12 protein-coding genes are annotated in these 14251 nt (G+C 56.2%); 8 read left to right on the top strand and 4 right to left on the bottom strand.

Annotated features, from left to right (window positions below; all coding sequences use genetic code 11):
• Both proW and proV read right to left on the bottom strand, forming a co-directional pair.
• Positions 1 to 1098: a glycine betaine/L-proline ABC transporter permease ProW gene (gene proW, locus ACX9GT_RS19405; protein WP_473188289.1), complete on the bottom strand. Its 1098-nt coding sequence runs from the start codon at positions 1096 to 1098 to the stop codon at positions 1 to 3.
• Positions 1091 to 2293: a glycine betaine/L-proline ABC transporter ATP-binding protein ProV gene (proV, locus tag ACX9GT_RS19400; RefSeq protein ID WP_473188288.1), complete on the bottom strand. Its 1203-nt coding sequence runs from the start codon at positions 2291 to 2293 to the stop codon at positions 1091 to 1093. Before proV ends, proW begins: the two co-directional genes overlap by 8 nt.
• 592 nt (positions 2294 to 2885) lie before the next feature.
• Here proV and ACX9GT_RS19395 point away from each other — a divergent pair.
• Together ACX9GT_RS19395 and ACX9GT_RS19390 are read left to right on the top strand one after the other, a co-directional pair.
• Positions 2886 to 3509, top strand: a complete 624-nt coding sequence (locus ACX9GT_RS19395; RefSeq protein ID WP_473188287.1) for a TetR/AcrR family transcriptional regulator — start codon at positions 2886 to 2888, stop codon at positions 3507 to 3509.
• Between the two features lie 6 nt (positions 3510 to 3515).
• Positions 3516 to 4367 carry a DUF6920 family protein gene (locus ACX9GT_RS19390; protein ID WP_473188286.1) on the top strand — a complete coding sequence of 284 codons (852 nt, stop codon included), beginning with the start codon at positions 3516 to 3518 and terminating at the stop codon, positions 4365 to 4367.
• 66 nt (positions 4368 to 4433) lie between these two features.
• On the opposite strand, the gene ACX9GT_RS19385 is transcribed toward ACX9GT_RS19390, so the two are convergent.
• Together ACX9GT_RS19385 and ACX9GT_RS19380 are read right to left on the bottom strand one after the other, a co-directional pair.
• Entirely contained in the window at positions 4434 to 5234 is an 801-nt protein-coding gene (locus ACX9GT_RS19385; protein ID WP_473188285.1) for a DeoR/GlpR family DNA-binding transcription regulator, read from the bottom strand.
• A 37-nt stretch (positions 5235 to 5271) separates the two neighbouring features.
• Entirely contained in the window at positions 5272 to 6168 is an 897-nt protein-coding gene (locus ACX9GT_RS19380; RefSeq protein WP_473188284.1) for a sugar kinase, read from the bottom strand.
• Positions 6169 to 6383: 215 nt separating this feature from the next.
• Between ACX9GT_RS19380 and yihU the strand changes: the two genes are divergently transcribed.
• The 6 genes from yihU to ACX9GT_RS19350 all read left to right on the top strand — a co-directional run bounded on the left by yihU (position 6384) and on the right by ACX9GT_RS19350 (position 14176).
• A complete protein-coding gene (yihU, locus tag ACX9GT_RS19375) occupies positions 6384 to 7274 on the top strand; it encodes a sulfolactaldehyde 3-reductase (protein WP_473188283.1) in 891 nt (296 codons plus the stop codon).
• Positions 7275 to 7320: 46 nt separating this feature from the next.
• Entirely contained in the window at positions 7321 to 8184 is an 864-nt protein-coding gene (locus ACX9GT_RS19370) for a class II fructose-bisphosphate aldolase (RefSeq protein WP_473188282.1), read from the top strand.
• Positions 8185 to 8201: 17 nt separating this feature from the next.
• Entirely contained in the window at positions 8202 to 9245 is a 1044-nt protein-coding gene (locus tag ACX9GT_RS19365) for an aldose epimerase family protein (protein ID WP_473188281.1), read from the top strand.
• 37 nt (positions 9246 to 9282) lie between these two features.
• Positions 9283 to 10626, top strand: a complete 1344-nt coding sequence (locus ACX9GT_RS19360; RefSeq protein ID WP_473188280.1) for an L-fucose/L-arabinose isomerase family protein — start codon at positions 9283 to 9285, stop codon at positions 10624 to 10626.
• Positions 10627 to 10668: 42 nt separating this feature from the next.
• Entirely contained in the window at positions 10669 to 12696 is a 2028-nt protein-coding gene (locus ACX9GT_RS19355; RefSeq protein WP_473188279.1) for an alpha-glucosidase, read from the top strand.
• A gap of 82 nt (positions 12697 to 12778) precedes the next feature.
• Complete coding sequence (locus ACX9GT_RS19350; protein WP_473188278.1) at positions 12779 to 14176, top strand: MFS transporter; 1398 nt, start codon at positions 12779 to 12781, stop codon at positions 14174 to 14176.
• Positions 14177 to 14251 lie beyond the last annotated feature (75 nt).

The raw sequence follows: 14251 nt of genomic DNA, 5'->3' as shown, positions 1-14251 counted from the left end.
TTAGGCTTTTTTGATAAACGGACGCGTCATCAACCCGATGGGGCCGTGGGCGTACCAGCGGCCGAGCCCTTTGCTGCGGCGATCGCGGCCCAGCGATTGGGTAAGGCGATCGAGAATAATCGCCAGAATGACAATCCCGACCCCACCGACGGCGGCCAGCCCCATATCCAGGCGGCCAATCCCGCGCAGCACCATCTGGCCCAGACCACCGACGGCGATCATTGAGGCGATCACCACCATCGACAGCGCCAGCATCAGCGTCTGGTTAACGCCGGCCATAATGGTCGGCATGGCCAGCGGCAGTTGCACTTTAAACAGCAACTGACGCGGGCTGGCACCGAAAGATTCGGCGGCTTCGATCAGATCTTCCGGCACCTGATTGATGCCCAGAATGGTCAGGCGCACAATCGGCGGCAGCGCGAAGATAATGGTGACTACCACCCCCGGCACGTTACCGATACCGAACAGCATGACGATCGGCACCAGATAAACGAAGGCCGGTGTGGTTTGCATGGCATCGAGCAGCGGCCGTATCACTTTGGCGGCGCGCTTGCTGCGTGCCAGCCAAATGCCCAACGGTAGCCCGATAAGAATGCAGAAGAACAGCGCAGTGAGCACCAGCGCCAGCGTGACCATGGCCTGCGACCAGGCACCGATTGCGCCGATGGCCACCAGCGAAACCAGCGTTGCGGCACCCATACCCAGGCTGGTGATCTGCCAGGCGATCAGCGAGAACAGCACAATGGCGATCGGTGCTGGCATGCCCAACAGCAACTGCTGGAAACCGCTGAGGATGAAGTCTACCGGCACGCGAATGCCCTGAAACAGCGGGCGGAAATGCTGCACCACCCAGCCGATGCCTTCGGTGACCCAGGAGTCCAGCGGTATCCAGGTATTATGGAAAGGGTCGAGCAGGCTGAAACTCTCTGGCTGGGCCGGAGCGCTGTTCAGCCAGTCGGCTCCCTGTGCGGCCTGAGTGGTGGCATCGTGAGCAATGCCGTCTGCCGCGCCGGTTGACCAGGGATCGCTGCTGGTGGCTGCGCTGGTATCGTTAGCGGTTGTGGAAGCGGTCGCCCACGGATCCTGTTGATTACTCATTCGTTGGGCCCTCTTTGTCTAAAGCCTGCAACAGCATGGCCTTGGAAATAATTCCGATATAGTTGTTCTTTTCACCTACCACCGGCACGGCACAGGGTGCTTGCGCCACCAGCGAGATCAACTCACTCAGCGGCATATCCGCTGGCACGGGGAACGGGGTATCCAGCAGGGCATCGTCCAGCGTTTGCTTGGTCGCCAACGCCTGCTTGAGCGAATCTATCGACACCACACCGATAAATTTCTCAACGCGTTCAACCACATAACCATAATCCCGGTCTTCTTCGCGCAGCAGTTGCAGTGCCGAACGTGGGCCGAAACCGTGAGTTTTACGAATCAGGGTTACCGGGCGGCGCTGGGCAATATCTTTGGCACTGAAAACGTGGCTGACATCCACGCCGCGGAAGAAGGCACGAACGTAATCATTGGCCGGATTATTTAATATTTCGTCCGGTGTTCCCACCTGAATCACTTCGCCGCCTTGCATAATCGCAATGCGATCGCCAATACGCATGGCTTCATCCAGATCGTGGGAAATAAACACGATGGTGCGCTGATGTTTATCCTGTAATTTGACTAATTCATCCTGCATTTCAGCACGAATTAATGGATCGAGCGCAGAGAAGGCTTCATCCATTAACAATATATCCGGATTATTAGCCAACGCGCGGGCTAATCCTACCCGCTGGCGCATACCACCAGAAAGTTCATCGGGGTAAGCATGGGCATAATTCTCCAACCCAACCTGATGCAATGCATCCAACGCTTTTCCCTGACGTTCTTGTAACGGTATACCCGCTAATTCCATGCCGAAAGCGGTATTATTTAATACGCTCAGATGCGGCATTAAAGCGAATGATTGGAACACCATGCTGATCTTATTTCGCCGCACGGTACGTAACGCAGTATCGGATATTTGGGCGATATCTTCGCCGTCAATCAGTACCTGACCGCGCGTGGGTTCTATCAGACGATTGAGAAGGCGTACCAGGGTGGATTTACCGGAACCGGAAAGCCCCATGATGACAAATATCTCGCCTTCTTCAATGGCCAGAGAGGCGTTTTTTACGCCCAGTGATAATCCCGTTTTTTCCAGGATCTGATCTTTTGTCAGGCCACGTTTAAGCAGCTTAAATGCCCGCTCCGGGTTTTCACCAAATATCTTATATAAGTTCTTTACTTCGAGTTTAATTGCCATGCAAATATCTGCTTCCTATGGTGTATTATCAAACGATAAAAATGTCCTAATAGAAAATTAAAGTGCTATATACCCTAACATACTGACAATCTGAGACAACCCTTAATGTCGATATAATGGAATGTTCACGGCTTACAGCATGGGTTAATTGGGGCGTTTCAGGCTTATTGGTATGGCATTATTACCGCTCTTTTATATGGCTAATTAGTGACGCTAATGAGTGCAGAATGACCATAATATATACTGACGATATTGGCTTATATTACGGCGTTTTTTCAGCGACATATATCCGCTGTTTTTCAAGTTGTCACGTTGTTGCCAGCATGACGTAACCCATCCTTAGGCTGTCTCCTTCGAGTCACCACAGGTAGCTTCAAATTTGCTCTTAGCAGGTGTGTACTCCCCTGTTAGGAGGCATATCTGATCGTGACAAAATTCGGGGGGAAGTGAGTTGGTCGCCTGGCTGAAAATTGAAATTGAGAGGGCTATAAAAGTCGCTTGACCCATTAAATTAATGTGATTAAATTAACAACATTAATTTAAATGGCGAGTGATAAGCGCTAATCCTATACCCTGTTCAAGGAGGTTAACCGTGGCTCGTCCGCATAAGGCGCAGGCTCTGGACATTCCGCATCGTGCCATTGATGTCACTATTGAACTGCTTGCTGAGCAGGATGTTTCAACGATTACCCTCGCTGAGGTGGCAGCCAGGGTCGGGTGTCGCGCACCGGCACTTTATAACCATTTTCGTAATCGTAATGCCTTGCTGAGAGCAGTACACGACGAGGGTTTCTTACGGCTTTATGCGAGTAAGATGAATATGTTAGAGGGAATGAGTAGCGAGCCAATCGAGCGGCTGCATCGGGGTGGCTGCGCTTATTTGACATTTGCCTATAACAACCCGGCATTGTATCGCCTGATGTTTTTTCCCCCTCAAATAGATGAGATCGATACTCAACCTTTTGCCAGCGATCCCGCGCGTAAAGCCCTTGATTTTTTACGAACCAGCGTCTTGGAGTGCCAGCAGATTGGCTATTTATCAGGACAGGATCCTGACGAGGTTGCGTTCACTCTTTGGTCCACCGTCCACGGAGCCGCACTTTTGACAACCCAAGGGCGTTCACCGGTGACTGGACAGAATGCAAGGGAACTTGCCCTGGCTACCGTTAACACCATCATGGCCTTGATTGTGGAGGCCGCTCGGTTTAAGGAGTAAACAATTATGCGTAAAGGACGGTTAATTACAGCCGCCATTCTGCTGCCAATCATGGCATTAGGTGGTGTTATTGGTATCAGTTCGCTACTGACTGAACGTGAAATTGCGGTTTTCGCCGATCAGGTTCGCGACAGTGCTCGTGTTCATTCAGCCGCCATAGCCACTGATAGCACAGCACTTGCCGCATTGCCTGAGCCTGTACAGCGCTATTTTCAGTTTGTTTTTCGCGGTGCTCCCCAAAAATTCAGCTACGTTGAGCTGAAGATGGAAGGGGTGTTTAGGCGGCCTTTGCGGGAAAGCTTTGCGCCAATGACGGCCAGCCAAACGGCGGCCATTGCTTCACCTTCGTTACTCTTCGCTGGCACTACGCCGATTGTTCCCGGCGTCTGGGCGCGTGCTTACGATGCTTTTGCCGACGGCAAGATGACGATGAAAGCCAAGATTATGTCAACGCTCACGGTCGTTAATGAACGGGAGAATCCTGAGCTTAATCGAATCTCCCTACGGCGTTGGCTATTGGAAAGCCCAGTCTATCCAACAGCACTGTTACCCGGTGGACCGGTGCGCTGGGAGGCGATAGACGATCACCGGGCGCGAGCCATCGTCTCCACGCAGGGGATGAGCGCATCGTTGATTGCGACTTTCAGAAGCGATGGGAGCCTGGAACGTTTCGATGCAGAACAGGAGGGGGATCTGACAACCTCCTATCATGGCTCAGGGGAACAGGTGACCCGTAGCGATTATCGGCCAGTCAATGGCATGATGATCCCGTTTGGGTTTTCAATCGCTCGCGTTGCCAGCGGGAAGGTATATCCATTCTGGTCTGGCAGCATAGTGGGGATTACTTTTTATCCATAAGATGGCGTTCCTGTGAGGGCATGTCCTGTTGGTCATGAGGAGGACATACCCCGCAGCTTCTCGGGATCAGAGCGTAGGTTCTTCGCTGCCAGTAGGAATAACCACCAGTTCCACTTGCTGCTGCTGGAGTAACGATCCCAGTGCTGAAGGCGGTGGTGCGTCGCTAAAGAGCGCCGTGACCTGGCGGGTATTGCCAATTTCTACCGCCGCAGAGGCGTGGAATTTAGTGTGATCCGCCGCCAGCAGAATATGGCGTGAATGGGCCATCATCGCTTTCGCTACGCTGGACTCATTGACATCAAATTCCAGCAAATCACCATTCGCCTCGATCGCCCCCACGCTGGTGATCAGATAATCGGCGCGAAACCCTTCAACAAAAGTCACCGCGCTGGGGCCGATAATGCCGCCGTTATTTGGCCGCAACGTGCCGCCCGGCACCATCACTTCAAACTCACTATTTTTATACAGAATATGCGCCACCCGCAGGCTGTTGGTGATAATCCGCAGGTGGCTGTGGTTCATCAGCGCGCGGGCAATATGCTCAACCGTGGTGCCGATGGTGATAAACACCGTGGAGCGATCGGGAATGTAATCAGCGATCGCTTCCGCAATGGCAATTTTTTCTTCGGTGTAAGAGAGTTCGCGCTGCTCAAAAGCGGTGTTAACTACGCTGGAAGCGCGCCCGGCCCCACCGTGGTGGCGGGTAATCAACCCCTGTTCGCTCAGCTTGCGGATATCGCGCCGTACCGTCTGCGTTGACACCGCCAGCAACTGGGCCAGTTCGTCGATGTTCATATAGCCGCGCTTGGCGATCAACTGAATCAGCTGATCGTGGCGCGGGTTGCCGGTAAGTTCAGTCAGACTCATGTTCAGCTCTCTTCAATATTGTCATCTGTTGATCATTTTATACAAAACTGGCGAGGAAAGAGTCTGTTTGATCACAGTTGGGGATGCCTGCACGCCCGCCGGGGCGGGTACACTTCAGGGCCGCAACTGCATTGGCGTAGCGTACCGCCTGCGCGATATCCGGCTGTGAACCCAGCGCGACCGCCAGTGCGCCGTGGAAAACGTCGCCAGCGCCGGTAGTATCCACCACCTCAACCTTAAAGCCTGGCTGATGCTTTAGCTGGCCGTTTTCCAGCCAAAAACAGCCCTGTTTCCCTTGGGTGACATAAACCTGTCCGTTTTTGTCACTTTTGGCTAACCGTAGCCCTTTTTCAACCTCAGTTGCTCCGGTCATACGCACTAAACCCGGTTCGGAAAAGGCAGCATGATCGGCCAAGGCGACCAGCGGGCGGATGTCCTGCGGCGTCACATCGGCATCCAGCAGCGTAGTGACCCCGGCACGCCGTGCCTGCGTAAAGGCCGCCAGCGCCCCCTGATGCCAGCGTACATCCGCCAGCACCACGTCGTACTGGCTAAAGTCGATCTCGCTCAGCCAGCCAGCGTCCTCTGGCAGATCCGGGCTCGGGTGGTTGATGATGATCCGTTCACCCTGAGCATCCACCAGCACCGCCGACTGTGACGAGCGCGCCTGCGGGCAGCGGCGGGTGTAACCGGTATTCACGCCGAAGCTGGCTAACTCTGCCAGTAACACCTGCCCGGTGGCATCGTCGCCAACGCGGCCAATAAAATCGACCTTCGCACCCAGTCTGGCAGCGGCGACGGCGGCGGTTGCCGCTGGGCCACCGCCGATTTCACGGTAGTCGTTGGCGACATATTTCCCTCCCCCTTGCGGCAGCTTCTCCACGTAATACAAGCGGTCTTGCACCGTAATACCTACACAGGCAATGCGAGTCATGGTCTGGATCCTCTGTTGTTAGCAACACGGTTTTCGCCAAAAAGTGGCTACCGATCACGATGCCACCATTTTAATTCTCTCAAATGTTAAAAGAGTGACGCATGTCAATTTTTTGACTATAAATTACAAATACGATCAAAAACAGACAAAAACGGTCTGATTTGTGGCCGGTAAGTTGACACAAAGCGGACAACCGTAACGAACAGGAGAGAACCATGGCACAGATCGCATTTATCGGGCTAGGGCAAATGGGAGCACCGATGGCCAGCAACCTGATTAAACAGGGCCACAGGCTGAGCGTTTTTGATATCAGCCCGGCGGCGGTCAGCGCTTTGGTGGCGCAGGGGGCAACCAAGGCAGCCAGCCCGGCGCAGGCGGCGCTGGATGCCGAAGTGGTGATCACCATGCTGCCAAACGGCGATCTGGTGCGCGAGGTGCTGTTCGGTGCCGAAGGCGTATGCAGCACGCTGTCGCCTACTGCGCTGGTGATCGACATGTCCACCATTCATCCGCTGCAAACCGATCGACTGATTGCCGACATGCAGGCGCGTGGTTTCAGCCTGATGGATGCCCCGGTAGGGCGCACTTCCGATCACGCACAGGCGGGTACCTTGCTGATCCTGGCCGGTGGCACCGCCGAACAGGTACAACGTGCGACACCGGTGCTGATGGCGATGGGCTCCGAGCTGATCAACGCCGGTGGGCCGGGCATGGGCATCCGCGTGAAGCTGATCAACAACTACATGAGCATTGCGCTCAATGCGCTGTCGGCCGAAGCGGCGGTGCTATGCGAAGCCTTGGGGCTGTCGTTCGACGTGGCGCTGCAAGTGATGAGCGGCACCCCGGCAGGCAAGGGGCATTTCACCACCACCTGGCCGAACAAGGTGCTGAAGGGCGATCTCAGCCCGGCATTTATGATCGACTTAGCGCACAAAGATTTGGGGATTGCGCTGGATGTCGCCAACCAGTTGCACGTTGCTATGCCGTTGGGCGCGGCGGCGCGCGAAGTATACAGCCAGGCGCGCGCCAGCGGGCGCGGGCGTCAGGATTGGAGTGCCATTCTGGAGCAGGTTCGCGCGGCTTCCGGCTTGGCAGGCAAACATTAATTGATATCACAAGCGCCTGATATTCAGCGCGCACAGGGGAGAGAAAATGCCTTATTTATCCGGTTACACCATGGTTCAGCACGCGTGGAAAAACGGCTACGCCATCGGTGCCTTCAGTGCCCATAACGCTGAAACCATTCGCGCCATTTTACTGGCTGCCGAGCAGGAGCAAGCGCCGATCATGATTCAGGTGGGCCAGAAAGTGATCAGCGTGATGGGCCTGGAGCCGATGAAAGCGATGATCGATGCCTTTATGCAGGATATTACCGTGCCGGTGTGTATTCACCTGGATCACAGCCGCAGCTTTGCGCAAACCATGCAGGCGGTGCAGGCGGGGTTCCAGTCGGTGATGTTTGATGGCTCGCATCTGTCGTTCGACGAAAACGTGCGTATTACCCGCGCGGTGGCGGATGTGGCGCATGCGCTGAATATCGGGGTGGAAGGGGAGATCGGCAAGATCGGCGGCACTGAAGATGATATTTCGGTCGATGAAAAAGACGCTTTGATCACCACCAGCGACGAAGCGCTCAAGTTTTCTGAACTGACCACGGTGGACTATCTGGCGGTGTCGATCGGGACTGCCCACGGCCTGTACAAGCAGGAACCCAAGCTGGCGTTCGATCGCCTGCATGAGATCCGCGAGATTGTCCGCAAGCCCATTGTGCTGCACGGTGGCTCCGGTGTGCCGGATGAGCAGATCCGCAAGGCGGTGGCGCTTGGCGTGGCCAAGATCAACGTGGATACCGAACTGCGTCAGGCTTTCACTCAGGGCATGGCCGAAGTGCTGAATAACGATCCTGAAGAGTTTGTGCTGGCGGTTTCGCTCGGGCGCGGCCGTGATGTGATGCAGGAAAGAGTGGTCGAAAAAATCCGGCTATTCGGCAGCCACGGCAAAGCGGCACAGTTTTAAACCATTAGGGACAGACTATGACAACCATTCAACGCCAGCATTTTGGTGAACATCAAGGGCAGGCGGTTTCCCTGTTCACGCTGAGCAATGCTAACGGTATGCGGCTGTGTGTGACCGATTACGGCTGCATCATTACCCAACTGTGGGTGCCGGATCGGCACGGCCAGGCAGAAGACATCGTGATGGGCTTTGACGATCTGGCCTCTTACCAGGCCGGGCACCCGTTCTTTGGGGCGATTGCCGGGCGCTGTGCCAACCGCATCGCCGGTGGGCGCTTCAAGATTGACGGTCAGGAAACTGTGTTGGCCACCAACGAGCTAACCACCGGCCAACACCTGCACGGTGGTGCTCGCGGCTTTGACAAGTATGTCTGGCAGGCGCAGGAAGATGGCGACGGCATTATTTTTAGCCGAACCTCTGCCGACGGTGAGGAAGGTTATCCGGGCAACCTACAGGTGCGCCACCGCATCGGCCTGACCGAAGATAACGTGATGACGCTGAGCTTTGAGGCGCAAACGGATAAACCGACGCTGGTTAATCTGGTGAATCACAGCCATTACAACCTGCGCGGCCATACGCATCTGATCCACGATCAGCAACTCAAGATCGACGCGGATTTCATCACTCCGGTGGATGAAAGCACCATGCTGCCCACCGGCGAGATCCGCCGTGTGGCCGGTACGGAATTTGATTTCCGCAACGCCCGCCGCCTGGGGGATGCCATGCTGCACCGCCCGGCGCAGGACTTTGATATGAACTACGTGCTGAAACCCGGCGATGGCGCATTGCATCCGGCGGCCAGCCTGCTTTGCCCGCACAGCGGGCGCGTGATGGAAGTGCATACTTCGCTGCCCGGCGTGCAGTTCTATAACGCCTTCAAGCTGTCCAACAAAGTCTGGAACGGCAAGGCAGGGCATCGCTATCAGGCGTTTTCCGGCATCTGCCTGGAAACGCAGGCTTTCCCAGACAGCATCCACCACGCTCACTTCAGCAACGTGGTGCTACGCCCGGGCGAAAAATATAACAGCCGCACCGAGCACCGTTTCAGCACCCTGGCATAGCTCTTGATTAATTTCTCCGATTACTGGAAGCAACATAATGACAAATAAAGCAAAAGTCGGCGTGCTGGCGCTAGGCCGCAACACCTTTGACGTGCCGTACGCGCAGGAAATGCTGGCGCAGGCCTGGCAGGCGCTCAGCGGTATGGATATCGAACTGGTGGGGGAACCGATGCTGCAATTTGATGCTGCCTCGGCCCTGCAAGCGTTACCTGCGCTGAAACAGGCGGATCTCGATCTGCTGCTGATCCTGCAAGTGACCTTTACCGATGCCTCGTTGACCACCGAGGTAGCGCGTGATTTCCCGGTGCCAACGGCGCTGTGGTCATTCCCCGAGGCGCGTACCGGTGGCCGTTTACGCCTGAACTCGTTCTGCGGGGTGAATCTGGCCTGCCACGCGCTGAGCCGTGAAGCGATCAAGGTACAGACCCTGCACGGCCTGCCGAGCGATAGCCGCGTGATTAACGAATTACAGCAACTGGCGCAGGCGGCGGCGATCGTCAAGCGCTTCAAACAGGCCAAAGTGATGGTGATCGGCGAGCATCCACTGGGCTTTGACGCCTGTAACTACAACCAACAGCAGTTGAAGCAGCACTTTGGTGTGGAAGTGACGCGCCAGCCGGTGCTGGAGTTTATCGACGAAGTGAAAGCGCTGCCGGACAGCGTGGCCGATGCGCCTTATGCCCGCCGCGCCAAAGATTTCCCCAATCTGGCAGAAATGGATCAGTGCGCCACCCGCAAAACCCTCAAAGTCTATTCGGCGCTGCGTGAAAAGGCACAGCGCGAAGGCTACACCGGCATTGCCGTGCGCTGCTGGCCGGATTTCTTCACCGACTACGGCTGTGCCGCCTGCGGCGCGCTGGCGCTGATGAACGAAGACAAAGTGCCGTGCGGTTGCGAAGCCGACATGTTCGGTGTGCTGTCTTCGCTGATGGCGCAGTGGGCGTCCGGCAATGCGGCGTTCAATACCGATCTGGTGGATATCGATCCGCAGGACAACAGCGTGGTGTTCTGGCACTGCGGCCAGGCACCGATCGAAATGGCCGATCGCGATGGCCCGGTGCAGGCAACTATTCACTCCAACCGCAAGCTGCCGCTGCTGTCTGAATTTGCCCTCAAGCCGGGGCGCATCACGCTGTGCCGCATTACCCAGGGCGAAGGCAAGCTGCGCCTGATGCTGGCCGGTGGCGAGATGATCAAAGCCCCGCTGGCGTTTTCCGGCACTGCCGGTACTGCACGGCTGGATGTGGATGCCGACACCTATCGTCAGCGTTTGATCGCTGCCGGGATGGAGCATCACACCTCGCTGGTATACGGCGAACATCGCCCGCTGCTGCGCAAAGTGGCCGAACTGCTGGGGCTGGACGTGATTGAACTGACCTGAGTTTTAGGCAAATACCGTATTTAACCTTTTGGAGAACTGAACATGACTTCTCAGCAAGGCTTGGAACTGAAACAACACGCTGGTGGCTTCACCCTGACTTTTCAGCAGCGCGTGCTGCTGCGCCATACCCCGGATGCCCCCTGCCTGTGGATCGGGCGCGGCAAGGCAGACATCGATATGTTCCGCGGCAACTTCAGCATCAAAGACCAACTCAGCGAAAAACTGGCGCTGACCGATGTCAGCATCACCCCTCAGGGGCAGGGCTGGAACATCCGTTTCAGCCGTGGCGATGTGGCGCACAGCACGCTGCACATTACCACCGATGCGCAAGGGCGGCTGGAAATGCAGCTGCACAACAGCGACCAGACCAACAACCGCATGTGGCTGCGTCTGGCGGCTCAGCAGGCCGATCACGTTTACGGCTGCGGCGAGCAGTTTTCCTACTTTGATCTGCGCGGCAAGCCGTTCCCACTGTGGACCAGCGAGCAGGGCGTGGGCCGCAACAAGCAGAGCTACGTGACCTGGCAAGCGGACTGCAAAGAGAATGCCGGTGGCGACTATTACTGGACGTTCTTCCCACAGCCGACCTTTGTCAGCAGCCAGAAGTATTACTGCCATGTGGAAAACAGTTGCTACATGAACTTTGATTTTTCCGCCCCTGATTTCCACGAACTGGCGATCTGGCAGGATCAGGCAGTGCTGCGCTTTGACTGTGCCAACAGCTACATCGGTCTGCTGGAGAAACTCACCGCGCTGCTGGGCCGCCAGCCGGAGTTGCCGGACTGGGTGTACGACGGGGTGATCCTCGGTATTCAGGGCGGTACGGAAGTTTGCCAGCAGAAGCTGGATGTGATGCGTGAACACGGCGTCAAGGTCAGCGGCATTTGGGCGCAGGACTGGGAAGGCCGCCGCATCACCTCGTTCGGCAAACGCCTGATGTGGAACTGGCGCTGGGACAGCGAGCTGTATCCAGAACTGGATAAGCGTATTCCCCAGTGGAAAAAAGAGGGCGTGCGCTTCCTTGGTTACATCAACCCTTATGTGGCGATCGAGAAAGAGCTGTATGCCGAAGCCGCCGAGCAGGGCTATCTGACCAAGGATTACAGCGGTAACGACTATCAGGTGGAATTCGGTGAGTTCTATGCCGGGGTGGTGGATCTCACCAAGCCGGAGGCCTATGACTGGTTCAAAAACGTCATCAAAAAGAACCTGATTGAGTTTGGCCTCGACGGCTGGATGGCGGACTTTGGTGAATACCTGCCAACTGACACCGTAATGCACAATGGCGTAGATGCAGAAATCATGCATAACGCCTGGCCTGCGCTGTGGGCCAAGTGCAACTACGACGCGCTGGTGGAAAGCGGCAAGCTGGGGGAGATCCTGTTCTTTATGCGCGCAGGCTACACCGGCAGCCAGAAATATTCGGTGATGATGTGGGCGGGGGATCAGAACGTTGACTGGAGCCTGGACGACGGCTTGGCCTCGGTGATCCCGGCGGCGCTGTCGCTGGCCATGACCGGCCACGGCCTGCATCACAGCGATATCGGCGGTTACACCACCTTGTTCGAGATGAAGCGCAGCAAAGAACTGCTGATGCGCTGGTGTGAGTTCTGCGCCTTTACGCCGGTGATGCGCACCCACGAAGGCAACCGCCCGGACGATAACTGGCAGTTCGATCATGACGTAGAAACCATCCGCCAGTTTGCCCGTATGAGCCGGGTATTCAGCGCCATGAAGCCGTACATCAAGCAGGCGGTGGCGCTGAATGCGCAATCCGGCCTGCCGGTAATGCGCCCGCTGTTCCTGCATTACGAAGATGACGCGCACACTTACAGCCTGAAATACCAATACCTGTTTGGCCGTGACCTGCTGGTGGCACCGGTGCATGAAGAAGGGCGCAGCGATTGGACGCTCTATCTGCCGCAGGATAGCTGGATCAACCTGTGGACCGGTGAGCCGCACAGCGGCGGGTGCGAAGTGACGGTAGCCGCACCGATCGGCCAGCCGCCGGTGTTCTACCGCGCAGGCAGCGAGTGGGCCGATCTGTTTGCCTCATTACGCACGCTGTAATCATAAGAAACTGTCAGCCGCCATTGGCCCAACCGGCAATGGCGGTTACCTCGGGATGGGGTATTTTCCAAGGAGAATCACCATGAGTGAAGTGAACCAGGATCCGGTCAAACTGACGCTGCCATTGCGCGAGAAGTTTGCCTACGGCATGGGCGATGTCGGTTCTAACCTATTGTTGTGCGTGGGTACGCTGTACCTGCTGAAGTTTTATACCGATGTGTTGGGCATTCCGGCCGCGTGGGGCGGGCTGATCTTCCTGATCTCCCGCTTCTTTACCGCCTTTACCGATATCAGTACCGGTCTGATGCTGGATTCCCGGCGCAACATCGGCCCCAAAGGCAAGTTCCGGCCGTTTATTCTGTATGCCTCAATGCCGGTGGCGCTGCTGGTGGTGGCTAATTTTATCGGCGTTGGTATGTCGTTCGACGTGCTGGCGAAAACGGTGATTGCCACGCTGATCTTTATGGCGTTCGGGCTGTTCTTCAGCATGATGAACTGCTCTTACGGCGCGATGGTGCCCGCGATGACCAAAAACCCGCAGGAGCGTGCGCAACTGGCCGCCTGGCGGCAGGGCGGGGCGACAGTTGGCCTGCTGCTGTGCACCGTCGGGTTTGTGCCGATCCTGTCGCTGTTTGAAGGCCAGGCGCAGGTGGGTTACTTGGTGGCGGCGGCGATCTTCGCGTTTGCTGGCATGTTGTGCATGTGGTGGTGTTATTCCGGCGTTAAAGAGCGCTATGTCGAGCTGCCGAAACCGGGCGCGCCAAAGCCGGGCCTGCTGCAATCTTTTAGGGCGATCACCGGTAATAAACCGCTGTTTGTGCTGTGCGTTGCCAACCTGTGTACGCTGGCCGGGTTCAACATCAAGCTGGCGATCCAGATCTACTACACCCAATACGTGCTTAACGACATCACCCTGCTGTCTTACATGGGTTTCTTCAGCATGGGCTGTATTCTGCTCGGCGTGCTGCTGGTGCCGACGGTGGTGAAGCGCTTTGGCAAGAAAAACGTCTATCTGGGCGGCTTGTCGTTGTGGATCCTCGGCGATGCAATGAACTACCTGTGGGGCAACACTTCCACGCTGTTTGTACTGTTCTCCTGCCTGGCATTCTTTGGCACCGCCTTCGTTAACAGCCTGAACTGGGCGCTGGTGTCCGATACCGTGGAATACGGCGAATGGAAAACCGGCGTGCGTTCTGAAGGCACGGTTTATACCGGCTTTACCTTCTTCCGCAAGGTTTCCCAAGGGTTAGCCGGGTTCTTCCCCGGCGTGATGCTGGCCTATATCGGCTATGTGCCTAACGTGGAACAAGGGGCCAGCACGCTGGAAGGGCTGCGGCAACTGATCTTTATCTACCCCTGCGGGTTGGCAGTGCTGACGGCATTGACCATGGGGCTGTTCTACCACCTGACGGAGAAAAACTACCTCAAGATTGTGGATGAGCTGGAAACCCGAAAACGCAAGATGAGCCCGGCAGTGTAAACAGACATAACCTGATAACCCGTTTATGGCAGGCCATCGCAGCGATGGGTAAACGGGTTAAAAAATAATAAAAGC

This window comes from Serratia sp. YWN4, from assembly GCF_055790845.1.
This window is presented reverse-complemented; position numbering and strand designations above follow the sequence as displayed.